The organism is Streptomyces sp. Act143, assembly GCF_003143935.1.
Lineage (GTDB): Bacteria > Actinomycetota > Actinomycetes > Streptomycetales > Streptomycetaceae > Streptomyces.
Window position 1 is genome coordinate 5,088,563 of record NZ_QFRX01000001.1, and the last position, 17,463, is coordinate 5,106,025.

The following is a 17,463-nucleotide window of genomic DNA, read 5'->3' on the forward strand; positions in this document are numbered from 1 at the left end:
CGGGGCCTCTCACGTACCGCACTTGCCCGCGACCTGCTTCTCCTTCTCGGAGAGCGTGGGGCCGGGGGTGGGAGTGGGCGCGGTCGGGGTTGCGGACGCGTTCGGGGACGGTGAGGTCGAGGTGGACGGGCTGGGCGATGCCTTGGACGTCAGGGAGGAGCGGGTGGTTCCCGTGGTCCCTCCTGCCTCACCCTCACCGGTCTTGGAGTTCTTCTCGCTCTCGGTCGCCTGCGCCTCGGCCACCTTGCGGCACGCGGAGGCCTGTACGGAGAGTTCGTCGATCTTCTTCTGAGCGGTCTTCAGACCGCCCTCCGCGATGGTGTTCTCGACGAGCTCCTGCTGGTACGGCTGCAGGTACTTGAGTTCGATCAGCGGGTAGTCCTTCTCCACCTTCGACAGCGACACCCAGGCGAGGTCCTGGCTGATGCCGCGGTACAGGGCGACGTGGTCGCCGTTGGCGGCGACGTAGTACTGGGTCTGGGTCCAGCGGTAGCCGCCGTAGAGCCCGCCGCCGATGACGCCGAGGGCGAGGGCGATGTAGAGGGATCTCTTCAGCCACTTGCGGCCCTTGCGGGGCTTGACGAAGTCCTCGTCGGAGTAGCCGCCGAAGCCGTCGGTGGAGATGAAACCGGTCACGTCGCCGGAGCCGGGCGGGCCGAACTCGCCGCCCCCGCCGCCCTGTCCGGGCACCTGGCGGCCGAGCCCGGAGGCACGTCCCGCGGGGGTCTGCATGATGCCGTTGTCGTGCAGCTGGTGCTGGTTCTCGGCGACGGCGCCGACCACGACGGGGGTGTCGGAGAGCTGCCCCGCGAGGGTGTCCCCGGTGTCGAGGTCGAGGACGTCGGCGACGATGACGGTGATGTTGTCGGGGCCGCCGCCGCGCAGGGCGAGCTGGATGAGCTCCTGGACGGTCTCCTGCGGGCCCTGGTAGCTGGCGAGGGTGTCTTCCAGCGTCTGGTGCGAGACGACGCCCGAGAGGCCGTCGGAGCAGATCAAGTAGCGGTCGCCGGCGCGGACTTCGCGGATGGAGAGGTCGGGCTCGACATGCTCGCCGCTGCCCAGTGCGCGCATGAGGAGGGAGCGCTGGGGGTGGGTGGTGGCCTCTTCCTCGGTGATGCGGCCCTCGTCGACGAGGCGCTGCACCCAGGTGTGGTCCTGCGTGATCTGGGTCAGGACGCCGTCGCGCAGCAGGTACGCGCGGGAGTCGCCGACGTGGACGAGGCCGAGGCGCTGGCCGGTCCAGAGGAGGGCGGTGAGCGTCGTGCCCATGCCTTCGAGCTGCGGGTCCTCCTCGACCATGGAGCGCAGCTGGTCGTTGGCGCGCTGCACGGCGATGCCGAGGGAGGTGAGGACGTCGGAGCCGGGGACGTCGTCGTCGAGGGCGACGATGGTGGAGATGGCCTCGGAGGAGGCGACCTCACCGGCGGCGGCGCCGCCCATGCCGTCGGCGATGGCGAGCAGTCGGGGTCCGGCGTATCCGGAGTCCTCGTTGCCCTCCCGGATCATGCCTTTGTGCGATCCGGCGGCGAAGCGCAGTGACAGACTCATGCGCACCTCGCCCGTCGGCTCCGGATACATCCGCACGGTGCCCACCCTCCGGTCGGGAGCGCGCCGGGGCCCGGGGTGGGGGCCGCTGCGTGCTCGCTCCGCTCGCGCCTATTCATGATGTAGCACTACTTCCGCAGCTCGATGACGGTCTTGCCGATGCGGATCGGCGCGCCCAGCGGAATCGGTGTGGGGGTCGTCAGCCGGCTCCGGTCCAGGTACGTGCCGTTGGTGGAGCCGAGGTCCTCGACGATCCACTGGCCGTCCCGGTCCGGGTAGATCCGCGCGTGGCGGCTGGAGGCGTAGTCGTCGTCCAGCACGATGGTGCTGTCGTGCGCCCGGCCGAGCGTGATGGTCTGGCCCTGGAGCGCGACGGTGGTGCCGGTGAGGGTGCCCTCGCTGACGACCAGCTTGGTGGGGGTGTTGCGGCCGCGGCGACCGCCCGCGCTCTGCTGGCGCTGCTGCGGGGGCGCTGCCTGCTGCCGCTGCGCCTGCTGCGGCCGGTTGGCCTCGCGCCGGGAGCCGCGCTGGGTGACGCGCGTACCGAACAGGTCGCTGCGGATGACCTGCACGGCCACGATCACGAACAGCCACAGTACGGCCAGGAAACCCAGCCGCATGACCGTGAGGGTCAGCTCTGACATTGCCCCCGCTTCACCCTTCGGCTTGCCTATAGATAACGGTGGTGCTGCCCACGACGATCCGCGAGCCGTCGCGGAGCGTAGCGCGGGTGGTGTGCTGCCCGTCCACCACGATGCCGTTGGTGGAGCCGAGATCCTGGATCGTCGAGGGCGAACCGGTCCGGATCTCGCAGTGCCGGCGGGAGACGCCGGGGTCGTCGATCCGCACGTCGGCCTCGGTGCTGCGGCCCAGCACGAGCGTCGCGCGGGAGATCTGGTGGCGGGTGCCGTTGATCTCGATCCAGTGACGGGTGCGGCCGCCGGGCGCCGGGGCGCCGACGGGTCCGCCGGAGCGCGGGGCCTGGGCGGGCTGCGGGTAGCCGTAGCCGCCGGGGCGTGCGCCGGGGGGCGGTGCGGCCGGCATGGGCGGGGCGCCCGCGGGCGCGGCGGCCGACGGCGGGTACCCGTAGCCGCTGGGTGCGGTGGGGCGGGCGGCGGGGGCTCCCGGTGCGCCGGGGGCCTGCTGGCTGGTGGAGGAGGCGAGCGTACGGCTGCGCACCCGGTACAGGCCGGTGTCGAGGTCGTCGGCCTTCTCCAGGTGGACCTTGATCGGTCCCATGAAGGTGTAGCGCTGCTGCTTGGCGTAGTCGCGCACCATGCCGGCGAGCTCGTCGCCGAGCTGGCCGGAGTAGGGGCTGAGCCGCTCGAAGTCCGGCGTGCTCAGCTCCACGATGAAGTCGTTGGGTACGACGGTCCGGTCGCGGTTCCAGATCGTCGCGTTGTTGTCGCACTCGCGCTGGAGCGCGCCGGCGATCTCCACGGGCTGGACCTCGGACTTGAACACCTTGGCGAAGGTGCCGTTGACCAGACCTTCGAGACGCTGCTCGAACTTCTTCAGGACTCCCATGGGGCACCTCCTCCGTAGCTGCTGCCGTCCTGCACCCCGCAGAGCGGGTACTGCCTTGCTCCGTACTGCACCTGGTACCGCACCTCGTACTGCACCGGGTGCCGCACCTGGTACTGCTTACTGATCGTATCCACGCGCCGGTGAATCGGCTGGTTCCCCCTGTCGGCCCCGTCGACGGGTGTCGACGCCTCCGAAGTTCCCTGTGGAGCTCCTCTTCGAACTCCCGCGGGCGACTCCTCCTGCCAAGGATCGTAGAGGCGGCCGGAGACCAGTGTCCCGCACCTGACTGTGGACCCCGACCGGCTCCTGGGGAGACGGGGCGGACCGGTACGAGGTTGATACGTGAACCAGTACTCGTTGATACGTGCCCGGGGGGGCGGGTGGGTTCGCGGCTCCTCGGTGGGCAGGCGGTGACGGTGCTGGTAGGCGACGACCTCTGGGTCCTGTGGCCCTCTGCCCCCGGATAAGGGATGTGAATCCACCCCGGCCAGCGTGCTAATGTTCTGGGTGTCGGAAGGCGCCAGGCCCGAAAGGGAACGGGGCCCGAGGACACACCCAATGCGCGGGTGGCGGAATAGGCAGACGCGCTGGATTCAGGTTCCAGTGCCCGCAAGGGCGTGGGGGTTCAACTCCCCCCTCGCGCACCAGCTGGAAGCCCCGCAGGTCTTGGACCTGCGGGGCTTTCGCGTTGTCCGGTTGCGCTCCGCTGTGCGCGCACAGCGCGGGGGCGGCCGTGGTGAGGACAATCACATGATGTGCGGCCGGGGACGGCGTGCTTCGTCGGTCTGCGTGGGGGCGGCAAGCTTCGTCGATCTGCGCCGGGCGAGCCCCGGCTTCAGCGAACGGATGCTGTCCGATCGCCTCAGCGAATTCGCCGGGCGGTAGCTGCCGGAGTGGGCGCCTGGGGAAGTTGCCGAGCGGTCGCTCCGGCAGAGGTCGTGGCGGGCCTTTTCCACAGCTGTGGAGTTGTCCACAGGGTCTGACGCGTTTCGGGCACCGGCTGTACGGTCTGGACGAGTTGATGTTCGGGCGCGTACGGGTTCGGGGGAGGCGGTCGGTGTGACCGAGGTCGGTGCAGAAGCGGTGGCGGAGGTCTCCGCCGGGGCGGGGCGCAGGCTGCCGCGCACGCGCGGCTTCGCCGCGTGGCCCGCGCAGGGTTCGCCCAAGGAGGAGGGCAAGTCGCTGCGGGCCAAGGTCCCGCGCAGGGCGCACGCCGAGCTCGACCTGGACGGCTCCCGCCCCGACGCGGTGAGCGCGGTCGAGGAGTCCAGCCGCGGACGCCTTCCCGAGCTCACCCCGATCCGCGTCGGACGGATGGCGGCCACGCCCTTCGCCTTCCTGCGCGGCTCGGCCGGCCTCATGGCGTACGACCTGGCGCGCACCCCCATGACCCGGATCGCGGCCCAGATCTGCGGCGACGCCCACGCGGCCAACTTCGGTCTCTACGGGGACGCGCGCGGCGACCTCGTCATGGACCTCAACGACTTCGACGAGACGGTGCCGGGCCCCTGGGAGTGGGACCTCAAGCGGCTCGCGGCCTCGCTGGTGCTCGCGGGCCGCGAGGCGGGCGCGGACGAGGACACCTGCCGCCACGCGGCGCACGGCGCGGTGGGCGCCTACCGCCGCACCATGCGGCTGCTGGCCAAGCTGCCTGTGCTGGACGCGTGGAACGCCATCGCGGACGAGGAGCTCGTCTCCCACACCGACGCCCATGACCTGGTCGGCACGTTGCAGCGGGTCTCGGAGAAGGCGCGGGCCAACACCAGCGGGCGGTTCGCGGCGAAGTCGACCGAGCCGACCGAGGACGGGGGGCGTCGCTTCGTCGACGCGGCGCCGGTGCTGCGGCGGGTGCCGGACGCGGAGGCCGCGGCGGTGGCCGGGTCCCTGGAGCAGTACCTGGACACGCTCTCCGAGGACCGGCTGCCCCTGCTGGCCCGCCACGCGGTGCACGACGTGGCGTTCCGGGTGGTCGGCACGGGCAGCGTGGGCACCCGCTCGTACGTCGTCCTGCTCCTGGACCACCGCGGTGAACCGCTGGTCCTCCAGGTGAAGGAGGCCCGTCCCTCGGCGCTGCTGCCGCACCTGGCGACCGCCGGGTTCGAGGCGCCGGCCGTCGGGCACGAGGGCCGGCGGGTGGTTCTCGGGCAGAAGCGCATGCAGGTCGTCAGCGACATCCTGCTGGGCTGGACGACGGTCGAGGGCCGTCCCTTCCAGGTACGACAGTTCCGCAACCGCAAGGGCAGCGTCGACCCCGCGGCACTCGCCGCCGACCAGATAGACGACTACGGCCGGATGACCGGCGCGCTCCTGGCCCGCGCCCATTCGCACAGCGCCGACCCGCGCCTGGTCGCCGGGTACTGCGGCAAGAACGACGAGCTGGACGAGGCGATCGCGACGTTCGCCGTCGCCTACGCGGACCGCACGGAGGCGGACCACGCGGAGCTGGTGGCCGCGGTGCGGTCCGGGCGGATCGCGGGGGAGACGGGGGTGTGAGGGGACGCGTCGAGGGGCTGGGGGCCGGCGGGTGAAGTACGTCGATCTCGACGGGCGGGACGGGGACGTCACCGGTGTCCTCGACCCGCGGCCCTATCTGGCGAGGCTGCCCGAGCTGGCGGCGGGGCTGCCGCCGGGGGCGCGCGCGTTCGCCACCGACCCGGGGCACTACGACTTTTCCGGCAGGCGGTGCGTGAAGGACCTCAAGCCGCTGGCGGTGCGGCGGATCGGCGACGAGGAGATCGAGCTCCGCCTCGGGCACAACTGCTGGAAGCACGACGAGGATCTGCTCGTCCGGTACGAGGGGGTCTCGCGGTTCCAGGTGGACGTCCTGGACGGCTGCGACGTGGCCGCGCTCGGGGAGGTCATCCTGGACGAGGTGCTGCCGTACGACGGCGGCTGCACCCATGAGCTCGCCTGCCGGCCGGGGACACTGGTCGTCGCGTGCCGGGACCTCGCGGCGCGGTGGGTGCCGGCGGACTGCCCGGACGCCCGGGAGAGCTGACGTACACGGTGTCGGAGGGGCCGCCCCGGCCGTGGCCTACGCTGGTCGGGTGACGACCCCGGAAGCTGAGCAGGGTGGTGTCGCCGGCGGGACGCGGGCGGTGCCCGAGGACGGTGCGCCGCGGCCCGAGGAGCGGCTGGAGCGGGCCGTGCGGGCCGCCGAGCAGGCGCTGATCGAGTACGAGATCGCGGTGGAGACCTTCCGGGTCGAGGTCGAGAACTTCTCCCGGCTGCATCACCAGAAGCTCGGGCCCATGTACACCCGGCTCGATGAGCTGGACGCGCAGATCGCCGAGGTCAGGGCCGCCCGCAGCGGTGACCCCGAGGATCTGCGCAAGGCGGACGAGGCCCGGGCGCGGGTGCTGCCGATGCCGGACGTGGAGGAGCTGTTCCACGGCTGGATGGACGGCGACGGGCTGTTCCCGGAGGCCGCCGCGATGCTCACGGACCAGCCGGTGCGGCCCCCGCAGCGGGTGCGGCCCAGCGACGAGGCCCGCAAGCTCTACCGCGAGCTGGCCCGCAAGGCCCATCCCGATCTGGCCCAGGACGAGACCGAGCGGGCCCGGCGCGAGGAGTTCATCACCCGCGTCAACGCCGCCTACGGCCGGGGTGACGAGCCGCTGCTGCGGGAGCTCGCCGAGGAGTGGGCGGCCGGGCCCAAGCCGCCGGAGCAGGGGCCGTCGGAGAGCGAGGAGCTCTACGCCCGCCTCGAATGGCTCGCCCAGCGCAAGGAGCTGCTGACCGTCGTCGCGCGGGAGCTGGAGGAGAGCGCGATCGGTGCGATGCTGCGCCTCGCCCCGGACGACCCGGACCGCCTCCTGGAGGAGATCGCCGAGCAACTGCTCGCCCAGGTCGCGGAGCGGGAGCGGGAGCTGGCGGAGCTGCTGGGGCAGTAGCTCCGCGGGGGCGTTGTCGGCGTCGGTGGGCACCTGCCGGGAGCGTGGCCGCCCCGGCCGGGGGCCGCTCTGCGGGCGCGGAGGGGCTGGGCGCGGGTGGCGAGGCGCCGGGCTGCTGGGCCGACGAGTGGGTGGCGGGCGTGCCCGCGTTGTGGTGGTGGGTGCTGGGCCGCCGGGGAGGTTCGGGCGTGCCCGCGTTGTGGTGGTGGGTGCTGGGCCGTGGGGTGTCTGGTGTGCTCAGGTAGCCTCGGGCCATGAGTTTTGGTGCTGCATTGCCTTCGGTCGACGTCGCCGGTGTTCCGGCCGACGCCCTCGTCCTGGACGTCCGTGAGGCCGACGAATGGGCCGCCGGGCATGTGGAGGGCGCCCTGCACGTTCCCATGAGCGGTTTCGTGGCGCGGTTCGGTGAGGTCACCGAGGCGGTCGCCGATGGCCGGCGGGCCTATGTGATGTGCCGCGTCGGCGGCCGTTCCGCGCAGGTGACGCAGTATCTGGTGCAGCAGGGCATCGACGCGGTGAACATCGACGGCGGCATGCTGGCCTGGGAGGGCGCGGGCCGGCCGATGGTGACGGACAACGGCTCGCCCGCCTTCGTGCTGTAGGCGCGGTCCGCGGCCCGGGCGGGTGACGGGCGTCAGCCCAGCGGGTGGGCCGCCAGCAGGTCGCCGAGGGTCTCCTCGTGGGCCGCTGCCGGGCCGAGCGACAGCTCCAGGTGCTTGGCCCAGGCGTGGTATCGGTGCAGGGGGTAGTCGACGTCGGCGCCGAAGCCGCCGTGCAGATGCTGTGCCGTCTGCACGATCCGCCGGGCGCCCTCCGAGGCCCAGATCTTGGCGACCGCGACCTCACCGGACACGGGCAGCGTCCCTTGCGTCCCGGAGCCGAGCCGCCAGGCCGCCTGCCACAGGGTGGCTTCCATGGCCTTCAGGTCGATGTAGCGGTCGGCGGCCTGCACGGCGACCGCCTGGAAGGTGGCCACCGGGAACCCGAACTGCTCCCGCTTGCCGGTGTACTCGCTGGTCATCTTGAGCACCTGGCGGCCGAGGCCGAGTGCCTGCGCACAGGTCCCCACGGCCAGCAGGTGCCGCAGCCAGTCCCAGGCGCCGTCCGCGTCGAGCACGTCCCGCGCCGCGATCCGCGCCGACTCCAGGCGCAGTTCGCCCAGCCGCTCCCCCGTCGTGGAGAACTGCTCCGCGAGACCCACCCCGTCCTGCTCCGGCGCCACCAGCGCGAGCACCGCATGTCCCGTCGCCGTGTGCGCGGGGACGACGACGAGGTCGGCGTCGTACGCCCACGGCACCGCCGTCTGCGTCCCGTCCAGGAGCCAGTCGGCGCCCTCCCGCCGTGCCGTCACGGCGAGTTCGGCCGGGTCGTGGCCGGTGCGGCCGCTCGCGGCGACCGTGAGGACGAGCTCCCCGCGCCCGGCCCGCTCCAGCAGGGCGGACCTCAACTCCTCGGTGCCGTAGGCCTGTACGGCGGCCACGGCGGCGCTGCTCTCCAGCAGCGGCACCCGGGCGAGCACCTTCGCCGACTCGCTCAGCACCAGGCACAGAGCGACGGCGTCCAGCCCCGCCCCGCCGTGCTCCTCCGCCAGCAGCAGGCTCAGCAGGTCCGCCTCGGCGAGCCTGGTCCACAGGGCCCGGTCGAAGTGGTCGGCGACGGCCCCCGTGGCCAGTGCCGGGCTGGGCACCGCGTCCGGCGCGACGTCCGCGAACACGCCCCGCGCCGCCTCGGCCGCCGCCTGCTGCTCCTCGGTGAAGCTGAAGTCCACGGTCCCTGTCCTTCCTGCCCGTCCGACGGGTGGCCGGTCGACGAGGCAGCCCGTCGACCGGGCCGCCGAGCTGACGGACCGTCAAGATAGAACAGGTTCTAGAAGAAGGGAACGGGGCGGCGGTGCCCGCCTGACGGCCGCGGGCGTCCGGCGGTGGCTATCTGTCGAAGTCCAGCTCCACCGTCTCCGTCGCCGGATGCGACTGGCAGGCCAGCACATAACCGGCCTCCGTCTCCTCCGGCTCCAGCGCGAAGTTGCGGTCCATGCGGACCTCGCCGGAGACGAGGAAGGCCCGGCAGGTCCCGCACACCCCGCCCTTGCAGGCGTAGGGGGCGTCGGGGCGGTTGCGCAGGACCGTCTCCAGGAGGGACTCGCCGTCCTGGACGGGCCAGGTGCCGCCACGGCCGTCGAGCCGGGCGGTGACCGTGCTGTGCGCGGGCGCGGGGGCGGCCGGGGCGGCCGGGGTGCCCGCGTCGACGTGGAAGATCTCCTGGTGGATGCGGGTGCGTGCCACGCCGAGTTCCTTGAGGGCCCGTTCCGCGCCCTGCACCAACCCGAACGGGCCGCACAGGAACCAGCCCGCCACGTCGGCCACCGGCAGCAGTGCGGGCAGCAGCCCGGTCAGCCGCTCCCGGTCGAGCCGTCCGGACGGCAGGCCCGCCTGCTGCTCCTCCCGGGACAGCACCGTCACCAGCTGAAGCCGCTCGGGGTAGCGGTCCTTCAGGTCGGCGACCTCGTCCAGGAACATCGTCGAGGCGGCCGTACGGTCGCTGCGGATCAGGCAGAACCGGGCGTCCGGCTCCCGCGCGAGCAGCGTCGACATGATCGACAGCACCGGGGTGATGCCGCTGCCGCCGACGATCGCCGCGTACAGCCCGGGGGCGGGGGCGAGCGTGAAGCGGCCCGCCGGGGTCATCACCTCCACCTCGTCGCCGACGTTGATCTCCTTGAGCGCGTACGTCGAGAACGCGCCGCCCTCCACCAGCCGTACCCCGACCCGGAGTTGACGCGGCGCCGCGCCGCCGTGCGGAGCCGGGGAGCAGATGGAGTACGTGCGGCGGATCTCCGTGCCGTCGGCCGTGCGCCGCAGGGCGAGATGCTGGCCCGGGGCGTGGCGGTAGGCCTCGGCGAGCTCCGGCGGCACGGAGAAGGTGAGCGCCACGGAGTCGTCGGTGAGCCGGTCGACCGCCGCCACCGGGAGCGCGTGGAAGCGGGCCATCACAACTCCTTGAAGTGGTCGAACGGTTCACGGCAGGCGAGGCAGCGGCGCAGCGCCTTGCAGGCGGTGGAGGAGAAGCGGCTGAGCAGCTCGGTGTCGGCGGAGCCGCAGTGCGGGCAGTGGACGGGGGGCGGGGCGAGGGTGCGGGTGGCGCTCAGGGACACCGGGACCGGGCCGGCGGTCCGCTGCGGGCGCGGGGGCGCTATGCCGAACTCCCGTAGTTTGCGGCGGCCTTCGGGGGAGATGTCGTCCGTCGACCAGGCGGGCGTGAGCACGGTGCGGACGGTGACGTCCCGGACGCCGTGGGCGTGCAGGGCGCGCTCTATGTCGAGGGACATCGCCTCGATGGCGGGGCAGCCGGTGTAGGTCGGGGTCAGTTCGACCTCGACGGTGTCGGGGCCGTCGGCGTGCACCGCGCGGACGACGCCGAGCTCCTGCAGGGTGAGCACGGGCAGTTCGGGGTCGGGTACCGCGCCGGCGATCTCCAGCAGTTCCGCCTCCAGCGGGGTCGCGGTCACCATGACGCCCCCGGGTGGCTGCGGTGCAGGTGCTGCATCTCGGCGAGCATGCGCCCGAAGGGTTCGGTGTGCAGGCCCTGCCGGCCCGCTCCGGCCGTCCACGCGCCCGTGCGCGGCCCCTCGGGGACGGTGAGACCGGCGCGGCCCAGGACGTCCGTGACGCACGCGAGCCAGGCCGCCTCCAGGGCCGCCCCGTCGACCGTCAGGCCCTCCACCGGCTGGAACATCTCCCCGGTGAACCGCCACAGCGCGCCGCACGCCCGCTGCATCCGCTCCCGGCTGACGTCCGTGCCGTCGCCGAGCCGCAGGGTCCACTGCTCGGCGTGGTCGCGGTGGTAGGCGACCTCCTTGACGGCCTTCGCGGCTAGCGGCGCGAACGGGCCGTCCTGGGCGGCGAGTTCGGCGTACAGCAGGTGCTGGTAAGTGGAGAAGAAGAGCTGGCGGGCGATGGTGTGGGCGAAGTCGCCGTTCGGCTGCTCCACCAGCTGGAGGTTGCGGAAGGCGCGCTCCTCGCGCAGGTAGGCCAGTTCGTCCTCGTCGCCGACCATCGACAGCAGGACGCGGGCCTGGCCCAGCAGGTCGAGCGCGATGTTGGCGAGGGCGACCTCCTCCTCCAGCACGGGCGCGTGGCCCGCCCATTCGCCGAGGCGGTGGGAGAGCACCAGGGCGTCGTCGCCGAGGGCCAGGGCGGCGGCGTGCGTGGTCACGTCGACGGTCACAGGTGCTTCACCCCCTCCGGGATCTCGTAGAACGTGGGATGGCGGTACGGCTTGTCGGCGGCCGGTTCGAAGAACGGGTCCTTCTCGTCCGGGGAGGACGCGGTGATCGCGGACGACGGGACGACCCAGATCGACACGCCCTCGCCGCGGCGGGTGTACAGGTCGCGGGCGTTGCGCAGGGCGAGCTCCGCGTCCGGCGCGTGCAGGCTGCCGGCGTGGGTGTGCGAGAGGCCCCGGCGCGAGCGCACGAAGACCTCCCACAGGGGCCAGTCGGTGTTCGTCATGCCTGCTGTTCTCCCGTTCCGCCCGTTCCGTGGCTGTGCTTGGCGGCGTAGGCCGCTGCCGCCTCCCGCACCCAGGCGCCCTCCTCATGGGCGCGCGTGCGCTGGGTGATCCGCTGTTCGTTGCAGGGGCCGTTGCCCTTGAGGACGTCCCAGAACTCGGTCCAGTCGATCGGCCCGAAGTCGTGATGCCCCCGCTCCTCGTTCCACTTCAGGTCCGGGTCGGGGAGGGTCAGGCCCAGGGACTCGGCCTGCGGGACGCAGATGTCGACGAAGCGCTGGCGCAGCTCGTCGTTGGAGTGCCGCTTGATCTTCCAGGCCATCGACTGTGCGGAGTGCGAGGACTCGTCGTCGGGCGGGCCGAACATCATCAGCGACGGCCACCACCAGCGGTCCACCGCGTCCTGCGCCATGGCGTGCTGCTCGGGGGTGCCCTTGCTCAGGGCGAGCAGCAGCTCGTATCCCTGGCGCTGGTGGAAGGACTCCTCCTTGCAGATGCGGACCATCGCGCGCGCGTACGGGCCGTAGGAACAGCGGCACAGGGGGACCTGGTTGGTGATCGCGGCGCCGTCCACGAGCCAGCCGATCGCGCCGACGTCGGCCCAGGTCAGCGTCGGGTAGTTGAAGATCGAGGAGTACTTCTGGCGGCCGGAGTGCAGCTTGTCGAGCAGCTCGTCGCGGCTGGTGCCGAGGGTTTCGGCCGCGCTGTAGAGGTACAGGCCGTGCCCGGCCTCGTCCTGGACCTTGGCCATCAGGATGGCCTTGCGGCGCAGGCTCGGCGCGCGCGTGATCCAGTTGGCCTCCGGCTGCATGCCGATGATCTCGGAGTGGGCGTGCTGGGCGATCTGGCGGACCAGCGTGGCGCGGTAGGCGTCCGGCATCCAGTCGCGTGGCTCGATGCGCTCGTCGGCGGCCACGGCGGCGTCGAAGGCGCGCTCGTACGCGTCCTGGCCGGCGGTGTCCGTCCTGTCGTACGCCTGTGCTGCTGTTGCCATGTGGCCCCCTCGACCCCGGTCCCTGCCCGGAGCAAGTTCCCGACCGATCGTTCGGTTCGTCGCATCCATGGTGTGCCGGGCGCCGTAAGGTGTCAACCGCTGTGGATAACCTGCCGGGGTGCCTGTGGACGACGTGGGCCGCCGGGCAGGGGCGCGGCTCGTGGGCTGTGCCCGGCGGGTGGGCCTGAGTACCGTTCGCGTGCGAGCGCCGAACGCAGCGGCGGGCGCGGACGGCCGGGCGGCCGGAGAACAGGGACCGGACATCGGGAAACGGGGCGTGATGGACGCGTACGACACAGGCTCGGAGGCCCGCCACGGGCCCGACGGGCCGCGCGCTTCCGAGGCGCCCGCGGACCCGGCTCCCCCGCGACCGCGGCCCTCGTCCGCCGACCCGGCTCCCGCACGGCCTCAGCCGTCGCTCGACCAGCCCTCGACCGCGGACCCGGCTGCCACGGGGCCGCAGCCTTCCCCCGCCGGCTCGGCAGCCCCGCGCCCGCAGCCTTCCCCCGCTGACTTGGCTCCCCCGCGCCCGCAGCCCTCACCTGCCGTCACGGCTGCTCCGCGACCGCAGCCTTCGTACGGGCCGTACGAGCAGCCTTCGTACGGCCCGTACGACTCGCCCTCAGGTCCTGTCGGCGCCGACCCCCGCAGCGGAGTCGCCGCGCTGTCCCTGCGCTATCAGATCGGGGCCGCGCTGGCCCTCGCGGTCGTGGCGGTCACCGTCTGTGTGCATCTCGGGGTGACCTTCCTGCACGTCGCGCCCGCGAACGCGGTCACCAAGCAGCACGGCAGGGCGATCGACGACTGGATCTACCCGGAGTTCGAGCAGAACTGGAAGCTGTTCGCGCCGAACCCGCTGCAGCAGAACATCGCCGTCCAGGTGCGCGCCCAGGTCCTCACCGGGGACGGCACCCTGCGGACCACCGGCTGGTACGACCTGTCCGCCGAGGACGGCCGGGCCATCGACGGCAATCTGCTGCCCAGCCACACCCAGCAGAACGAGCTGCGCCGGGCCTGGGACTTCTTCACCGCCACGCACGGCCCCGACAACCGGCCCGTCGGGCTGCGCGGCGCGCTGTCCGAGACGTATCTGCGCCGGATCGTGCTGATGCGGCTCGACCGGGACGGCGCGGCGGGGCCGGGCGGCAGCGTCGAGCGGGTGCAGGTGCGGTCCGTGTCCACGAACGTCCGGCCGCCCGACTGGAGCCAGGAGCAGGTCTCGGACAAGCCCACCCACCGCGAACTGCCCTGGTGGCCGGTCACCTCGGCCGACCATGGGGGAGGTGCCCGGTGAACCGGTTCTCCCTTGCGGTCTCCCGGGCCATAGCCCGGATCACCGAGTCGGCGCTCGGCCCGTACCAGTCCGCCGTGGTCCGCATCGGCTTCAGCGCGACCTGGCTGCTGTTCCTGCTGCGCGAGATCCCGCACCGCCAGGAGCTGTACGGTCCCGACGGGCCCTGGGACTGGGACCTCGCCGAGCAGCTGATCGCGGGCAATGGTGCCTTCTCGGCCCTGATGTGGTCCGACGGACAGGTCTGGTTCGAGCTCGTCTACGGTCTCGCCGTGCTGTCCAGCGCTCTGCTGCTGCTGGGCTGGCGCACCCGCGCGATGTCCGTGCTGTTCATGGTCGGTGTGCTCTCGCTGCAGAACCGCAGCATCTTCATGGGCGACGGCGGCGACAACGTCCTGCACCTGATGTGCATCTACCTGGTGTTCACGCGCTGCGGGCAGGTGTGGTCGCTGGACGCGCGCCGGGCACGCGCGCGGGGGGAGCACGCTCCGGACCGGGTCGGGCCCGCCCTGTGGGTCGTCCTCGGCCTGATGCTGATCGCGGCGACGGGCGCGGGCCGGCTCTTCGAGGGCGACCCGTTCGTCCCCGCGCTGCTGTGGGTGCTCTGGCTGTCGCTGGGCGTGTGGTGGGCGGTGGAACGGCTGGCGCGGACCGACCAACCGCGCATCCTGCTGGACGTGATCGCCAACATGGTGCACAACGGCGCCCTGCTCGTGATCATGGCCGAGGCCTGTCTGATCTACGCGACCGCGGGCTGGTACAAGATCCAGGGTTCGCGCTGGCAGGACGGCACCGCCGTCTACTACCCGCTCCACCTGGACTACTTCTCGCCCTGGCCGGGCCTCGCCGACGCCCTCTCGTCCAGCGCCGTGATGGTGCTGCTCATCACCTACGGCACCGTCGCCGTCCAGGTCGCCTTCCCGTTCACGCTGTTCAACCGGCGGGTCAAGAACGTCCTGCTGGCGGCCATGATGACCGAGCACGCGGTGATCGCGGTCGTGCTCGGGCTGCCGTTCTTCTCCCTGGCGATGATCGCCGCCGACGCGGTGTTCCTGCCGACGTCCTTCCTGCGCCGGATGGGCGGCTGGGCGGCACGCGCGCGTGCGCGGCTGACGGCGCGGCGCGACCGTACGCCGCTGCCGCCGCCCCGCGCCCCCGAGAACGCCGAGGAGACGCACGTAGGCTTCACGGCATGACCGACCCCGCGGACCCCGCAGACCGTCTCGCCCTCTGGCGCCGGCTCGCCGACTCCGCCGTGCTGCTCGACGGTTTCCACGCGCTCAAGCACGCGCTTCGCTTCGGGGCCGAGGTGCCGGTGGCGGTCACGACCGACCGCGCGGCCACCCTCGCCCTCGCCGACGAGCTGGCTCCCGACGCGCGCGGATCGCTGGACGCGCTGCTGACGGAGGTGGCGCCGGCGACGTACCAGAAGCTCGTGCCGCGTCCGCATCCCACGGGGGTGGCCGCCCTGGCGGTACGGCCGTCGCGCGCGGCCCATCTGCGGGCGCTGGCCCGTGTCCCCCGCCCCGCCCCCGTCGTGGTCCTCGACAATCCGCGCAACCTGGGCAACGCGGGGGCCGTGATCCGGCTGGCGGCCGGTTTCGGGGCGACCGGTGTCGTCACCACGGGCACCCTCGACCCCTGGCATCCCACGGTCGTGCGCGGGGGCGCGGGGCTGCACTTCGCGACGGCGGTGGAGCGGGTCACGGTCGAGGAGCTGCCCCCGGGGCCGCTGTTCGCCCTCGATCCGGAAGGCGACGACATCCGGGGCGTGAAGCTCCCGGACGACGCCGTCCTCGCGTTCGGCTCGGAGCGCAGCGGGCTGTCGGCCGAGCTGCGCGCGCGTGCCGACCATCTGGTGGCGCTGCCGATGAGACCCCAGGTGTCCAGCTACAACCTCGCCACCAGCGTGGCGATGACGCTGTACCACTGGAGCCTCACGGCGGACTTCTAGGCCTTCGGGCCTACTGGGCCTCGCGGCGCACCTCGACCACCCGGAAGCGGTTCGCCACGAACGCGCCGTCGCACAGGGCGGCGTTCGCCGCCGGGTTGCCGCCCGAGCCGTGGAAGTCGGAGAACGCGGCCGTCTGGTTGACGTACACCCCGCCGGTGAGGTTCAGCGACAGCTGCGCCGCCTCGTCGAAGCAGACCTCCTGGACCGCCCGCTCGACCTCGTCGTCGGTCGTGTACGCCCCGACCGTCATCGCGCCCTTCTCGCGGATCGTGCGCCGCAGCAGCTCGATCGCGTCCGCCGCCGAGTCGACCGCGACGGCGAAGGAGACGGGGCCGAAGCACTCGCTCATGTAGGCGGCCTCGTCGTCCGGCTTGGCGCCGTCGAGCTTGACGATGACCGGCGTGCGCACGACCGCGTCCGGGAACTCCGGGTTGGCGATCTCCCGGGAGGCGAGGGCGACTTCGCCGAGCCCGGCCGCGGCCTCCAGGCGGGCCTTGACGTCCGGGTTGACGATCGCGCCGAGCAGGGCGTTCGCCCGGGCGTCGTCGCCGAGCAGGCCGTCGACCGCGCGAGCCAGGTCGGCGACGACCTCGTCGAAGGTCCTGGGACCCTCGTCGGTGCGGATGCCGTCGCGGGGGACGAGGAGGTTCTGCGGGGTGGTGCACATCTGGCCGCTGTACAGGGACAGCGAGAAGGCCAGGTTGGAGAGCATGCCCTTGTAGTTCGCCGTGGAGTCGACCAGGACCGTGTTGACGCCGGCCTTCTCCGTGTAGACCTGCGCCTGGCGGGCGTTGGCCTCCAGCCAGTCGCCGAACGCCGTGGAGCCGGTGTAGTCGATGATCCGGATCTCCGGGCGGGTGGCGAGGGTCTTGGCGATGCCCTCACCGGGGCGCTCGGCGGCGAGCGCGACCAGGTTCGGGTCGAAGCCGGCCGCTCCGAGGACCTCGCGCGCCACCTTGACGGTGAGCGCGAGCGGCAGCACCGCGCGCGGGTGCGGCTTGACCAGGACCGCGTTGCCGGTGGCGAGGGAGGCGAACAGGCCCGGGTAGCCGTTCCACGTCGGGAAGGTGTTGCAGCCGATCATCAGGGCGATGCCCCGCGGGACCGGGGTGAACTGCTTGGTCAGGGCGAGCGGGTCGCGCTTGCCCTGCGGCTTGGTCCACTCCGCGGTGTCGGGGGTGCGGACCTGCTCCACGTACGCGTACGCCACCGCCTCCAGACCGCGGTCCTGCGCGTGCGGGCCGCCCGCCTGGAACGCCATCATGAAGGCCTGGCCGGAGGTGTGCATGACCGCGTGCGCGAACTCGTGCGTCCGGTCGCTGATGCGCTTGAGGATCTCCAGGCAGACCACCGCGCGGATCTCCGCGCCCGCCTCCCGCCAGGCCTTCTGGCCCGCCTTCATGGCGGGCAGCAGCACGTCCACGTCCGCGTGCGGGTACTCGACGCCCAGCTCCGGGCCGTACGGGGACACCTCGCCGGAGACCCAGCCGTCCGTGCCGGGCTGGCCGAGGTCGAGGCGGGCGCCGAGGAGGGCGTCGAAGGCCGCCTTGCCCGCCGCCGCGTCCAGACTGCCGTTCTCGCCGTAGGCCTTCGGGTGCTCGGGGTGCGGGGACCAGTACGCGCGCGTGCGGATCGCTTCCAGCGCCTGGTCGAGAGTGGGCCGGTGCTTGGCGATCAGCTCGTGGGCGGTCAGTTCGGCGGCCATGCGGGACCAACTCCTCGTCTTCAGAACTCTTCGTCGAGCTCATGACCT

At 72.5% G+C, this 17,463-nt stretch carries 18 protein-coding genes, 1 tRNA gene and 1 pseudogene; 9 read left to right on the plus strand and 11 right to left on the minus strand.

Features of this window, described 5'->3' with window-relative positions; all coding sequences use genetic code 11:
- Window positions 1–9: 9 nt before the first annotated feature.
- From DI272_RS23015 to DI272_RS44590, 4 genes are all read right to left on the minus strand, one after another.
- Window positions 10–1,578 (minus strand): Stp1/IreP family PP2C-type Ser/Thr phosphatase, encoded by a 1,569-nt coding sequence (locus tag DI272_RS23015; RefSeq protein ID WP_109500988.1) that lies wholly within the window; start codon window positions 1,576–1,578, stop codon window positions 10–12.
- A 95-nt stretch (window positions 1,579–1,673) separates the two neighbouring features.
- Window positions 1,674–2,189: an FHA domain-containing protein gene (locus tag DI272_RS23020; RefSeq protein WP_109497178.1), complete on the minus strand. Its 516-nt coding sequence runs from the start codon at window positions 2,187–2,189 to the stop codon at window positions 1,674–1,676.
- Between the two features lie 10 nt (window positions 2,190–2,199).
- Window positions 2,200–3,072: a DUF3662 and FHA domain-containing protein gene (locus DI272_RS23025; RefSeq protein ID WP_109497179.1), complete on the minus strand. Its 873-nt coding sequence runs from the start codon at window positions 3,070–3,072 to the stop codon at window positions 2,200–2,202.
- Window positions 3,060–3,206 (minus strand): hypothetical protein, encoded by a 147-nt coding sequence (locus DI272_RS44590; RefSeq protein ID WP_181387288.1) that lies wholly within the window; start codon window positions 3,204–3,206, stop codon window positions 3,060–3,062. Before DI272_RS44590 ends, DI272_RS23025 begins: the two co-directional genes overlap by 13 nt.
- Window positions 3,207–3,632: 426 nt before the next feature.
- On the opposite strand from DI272_RS44590, the gene DI272_RS23030 reads away from it, so the two are divergent.
- From DI272_RS23030 to DI272_RS23055, 6 genes and pseudogenes are all read left to right on the plus strand, one after another.
- Window positions 3,633–3,719, plus strand: a tRNA-Leu gene (locus tag DI272_RS23030).
- Between the two features lie 157 nt (window positions 3,720–3,876).
- A pseudogene (locus tag DI272_RS45455) lies at window positions 3,877–3,948 on the plus strand (transcriptional regulator); the annotation flags it as partial.
- Between the two features lie 183 nt (window positions 3,949–4,131).
- Complete coding sequence (locus DI272_RS23040) at window positions 4,132–5,565, plus strand: DUF2252 domain-containing protein (protein WP_109497180.1); 1,434 nt, start codon at window positions 4,132–4,134, stop codon at window positions 5,563–5,565.
- Between the two features lie 31 nt (window positions 5,566–5,596).
- Window positions 5,597–6,070, plus strand: a complete 474-nt coding sequence (locus DI272_RS23045) for a hypothetical protein (protein WP_109497181.1) — start codon at window positions 5,597–5,599, stop codon at window positions 6,068–6,070.
- A gap of 49 nt (window positions 6,071–6,119) precedes the next feature.
- Window positions 6,120–6,965 carry a J domain-containing protein gene (locus DI272_RS23050; RefSeq protein ID WP_375138058.1) on the plus strand — a complete coding sequence of 282 codons (846 nt, stop codon included), beginning with the start codon at window positions 6,120–6,122 and terminating at the stop codon, window positions 6,963–6,965.
- Window positions 6,966–7,219: 254 nt separating this feature from the next.
- Window positions 7,220–7,567: a rhodanese-like domain-containing protein gene (locus DI272_RS23055; RefSeq protein ID WP_109497183.1), complete on the plus strand. Its 348-nt coding sequence runs from the start codon at window positions 7,220–7,222 to the stop codon at window positions 7,565–7,567.
- Window positions 7,568–7,599: 32 nt separating this feature from the next.
- Here the strand turns inward: DI272_RS23055 and DI272_RS23060 are convergent, their stop codons facing one another.
- The 6 genes from DI272_RS23060 to paaA form a co-directional block, all read right to left on the minus strand.
- Complete coding sequence (locus tag DI272_RS23060) at window positions 7,600–8,733, minus strand: acyl-CoA dehydrogenase family protein (protein ID WP_109497184.1); 1,134 nt, start codon at window positions 8,731–8,733, stop codon at window positions 7,600–7,602.
- Window positions 8,734–8,890: 157 nt separating this feature from the next.
- A complete protein-coding gene (locus DI272_RS23065) occupies window positions 8,891–9,952 on the minus strand; it encodes a 2Fe-2S iron-sulfur cluster-binding protein (RefSeq protein WP_109497185.1) in 1,062 nt (353 codons plus the stop codon).
- Entirely contained in the window at window positions 9,952–10,473 is a 522-nt protein-coding gene (gene paaD, locus DI272_RS23070; protein WP_109497186.1) for a 1,2-phenylacetyl-CoA epoxidase subunit PaaD, read from the minus strand. The genes DI272_RS23065 and paaD overlap by 1 nt, the downstream gene beginning before the upstream one ends.
- Window positions 10,467–11,189, minus strand: a complete 723-nt coding sequence (paaC, locus tag DI272_RS23075; RefSeq protein WP_109497187.1) for a 1,2-phenylacetyl-CoA epoxidase subunit PaaC — start codon at window positions 11,187–11,189, stop codon at window positions 10,467–10,469. The genes paaD and paaC overlap by 7 nt, the downstream gene beginning before the upstream one ends.
- Window positions 11,186–11,473: a 1,2-phenylacetyl-CoA epoxidase subunit PaaB gene (gene paaB, locus DI272_RS23080; RefSeq protein WP_073944895.1), complete on the minus strand. Its 288-nt coding sequence runs from the start codon at window positions 11,471–11,473 to the stop codon at window positions 11,186–11,188. The genes paaC and paaB overlap by 4 nt, the downstream gene beginning before the upstream one ends.
- Window positions 11,470–12,465 (minus strand): 1,2-phenylacetyl-CoA epoxidase subunit PaaA, encoded by a 996-nt coding sequence (gene paaA, locus DI272_RS23085; protein ID WP_109497188.1) that lies wholly within the window; start codon window positions 12,463–12,465, stop codon window positions 11,470–11,472. Before paaA ends, paaB begins: the two co-directional genes overlap by 4 nt.
- 280 nt (window positions 12,466–12,745) lie before the next feature.
- Here paaA and DI272_RS23090 point away from each other — a divergent pair, with 280 nt between their 5' ends.
- From DI272_RS23090 to DI272_RS23100, 3 genes are read left to right on the plus strand one after another with little or no spacing between them, the layout of a single operon-like run.
- Window positions 12,746–13,759, plus strand: coding sequence for a DUF5819 family protein (locus DI272_RS23090; protein ID WP_109497189.1), 1,014 nt, complete (start codon window positions 12,746–12,748; stop codon window positions 13,757–13,759).
- Window positions 13,756–14,952, plus strand: coding sequence for an HTTM domain-containing protein (locus DI272_RS23095; RefSeq protein ID WP_109497190.1), 1,197 nt, complete (start codon window positions 13,756–13,758; stop codon window positions 14,950–14,952). The genes DI272_RS23090 and DI272_RS23095 overlap by 4 nt, the downstream gene beginning before the upstream one ends.
- Window positions 14,949–15,710 carry an RNA methyltransferase gene (locus tag DI272_RS23100; RefSeq protein ID WP_109497191.1) on the plus strand — a complete coding sequence of 254 codons (762 nt, stop codon included), beginning with the start codon at window positions 14,949–14,951 and terminating at the stop codon, window positions 15,708–15,710. Before DI272_RS23095 ends, DI272_RS23100 begins: the two co-directional genes overlap by 4 nt.
- 10 nt (window positions 15,711–15,720) lie before the next feature.
- Here DI272_RS23100 and paaN read toward each other — a convergent pair whose 3' ends face one another.
- Complete coding sequence (gene paaN, locus DI272_RS23105; RefSeq protein ID WP_109497192.1) at window positions 15,721–17,415, minus strand: phenylacetic acid degradation protein PaaN; 1,695 nt, start codon at window positions 17,413–17,415, stop codon at window positions 15,721–15,723.
- Window positions 17,416–17,463 lie beyond the last annotated feature (48 nt).

Bases quoted from the DNA above. Each gene is read 5' to 3' on its own strand.
- DI272_RS23025 (WP_109497179.1), bottom strand. From the start codon at position 3,072: ATGGGAGTCCTGAAGAAGTTCGAGCAGCGTCTCGAAGGTCTGGTCAAC.
- DI272_RS23065 (WP_109497185.1), bottom strand. From the start codon at position 9,952: ATGGCCCGCTTCCACGCGCTCCCGGTGGCGGCGGTCGACCGGCTCACC.
- DI272_RS23100 (WP_109497191.1), top strand. From the start codon at position 14,949: ATGACCGACCCCGCGGACCCCGCAGACCGTCTCGCCCTCTGGCGCCGG.
- DI272_RS23055 (WP_109497183.1), top strand. From the start codon at position 7,220: ATGAGTTTTGGTGCTGCATTGCCTTCGGTCGACGTCGCCGGTGTTCCG.
- paaA (WP_109497188.1), bottom strand. From the start codon at position 12,465: ATGGCAACAGCAGCACAGGCGTACGACAGGACGGACACCGCCGGCCAG.
- DI272_RS23015 (WP_109500988.1), bottom strand. From the start codon at position 1,578: ATGTATCCGGAGCCGACGGGCGAGGTGCGCATGAGTCTGTCACTGCGC.
- paaD (WP_109497186.1), bottom strand. From the start codon at position 10,473: ATGGTGACCGCGACCCCGCTGGAGGCGGAACTGCTGGAGATCGCCGGC.
- paaN (WP_109497192.1), bottom strand. From the start codon at position 17,415: ATGGCCGCCGAACTGACCGCCCACGAGCTGATCGCCAAGCACCGGCCC.
- DI272_RS23090 (WP_109497189.1), top strand. From the start codon at position 12,746: ATGGACGCGTACGACACAGGCTCGGAGGCCCGCCACGGGCCCGACGGG.
- DI272_RS23020 (WP_109497178.1), bottom strand. From the start codon at position 2,189: ATGTCAGAGCTGACCCTCACGGTCATGCGGCTGGGTTTCCTGGCCGTA.
- paaB (WP_073944895.1), bottom strand. From the start codon at position 11,473: ATGACGAACACCGACTGGCCCCTGTGGGAGGTCTTCGTGCGCTCGCGC.